Annotated in this window: 1 protein-coding gene; it reads right to left on the reverse strand. The window is 49.4% G+C overall.

Annotated elements, in window-relative coordinates:
- Positions 1-883: NRAMP family divalent metal transporter (locus R7Z49_RS24005; protein ID WP_318112230.1), on the reverse strand; the 883-nt coding region annotated here is incomplete at both ends.

Below are 883 nucleotides of genomic sequence, written 5' to 3' on the forward strand. Positions count from 1 at the left end.
GTAAACCTCGCCCTTAAGTTACCGACGTTAGTCAAAATCGATGCAGCCATCACGATAACAATCGCTGCTCCAGTTAGCGTTAAGTACATTGGGTGTTGGTAGTCACCGACGATATCTTTGCGTTTTGTCGCAACTAAGACGGTACCCAAAACGATAGGAAGGATAATGCTGTTCACTAAACCCGCTAACATAAGCAGAAGAATTGGCATGTCCATGGTAACCGTGCCTAGCGAGGTTAGGATAATGAAGCCGACACACCACGCTTTTTCGTTTCGCGCTACAACGGGGAAAAGCGTCTTAATTAATGAGATAGCCATGTAAGAGTTACCCACCACAGACGTGATGGAAGCCACAAACAGTACTAAGCCAAAGATGAAGTAACCAAGCTGGCCAGCACCTTGACGGAAAGCGTCGGCTGCCGGGTTAGCTGAATCCAACGTTGCGCCTGTCGCGATAACACCAAATACAGCTAAAAACAGTAGTACGCGAATAACCACCGCAATAGAGATACCAGCCCACGCCGTTGAAGTGATGGAAGGTACGTTCTCTTTACCTTTCAAGCCAATGTCCACTAGACGTTGTGCACCCGTGTAGTAACCGCCAACTGCGCCACCAACGATAGTCAATGTGGGCAGAAGCAAGCTTCCAACATCCATAGGCATCACCGCTGCACTTAGTGTCTCTCCCATCGGAGGTAAGCTCGTCATTGCCACGTATGCGATCAGAACAATCATGAACAAGCCAAGGTAGCGAGCCATTTGGTCCATTCGTTTGGAGGCGTTATGAACCACAAACAGCAAACAGCCGACCACACCAGTAAACAGCGCACCCCAAGTCGTGTCCACGCCCGTTAACACATTAATGCCTAACGCCGCGCCCCTTA

It is taken from the genome of Vibrio sp. 1562 (assembly GCF_033340155.1).
Lineage (GTDB): Bacteria > Pseudomonadota > Gammaproteobacteria > Enterobacterales > Vibrionaceae > Vibrio > Vibrio alginolyticus.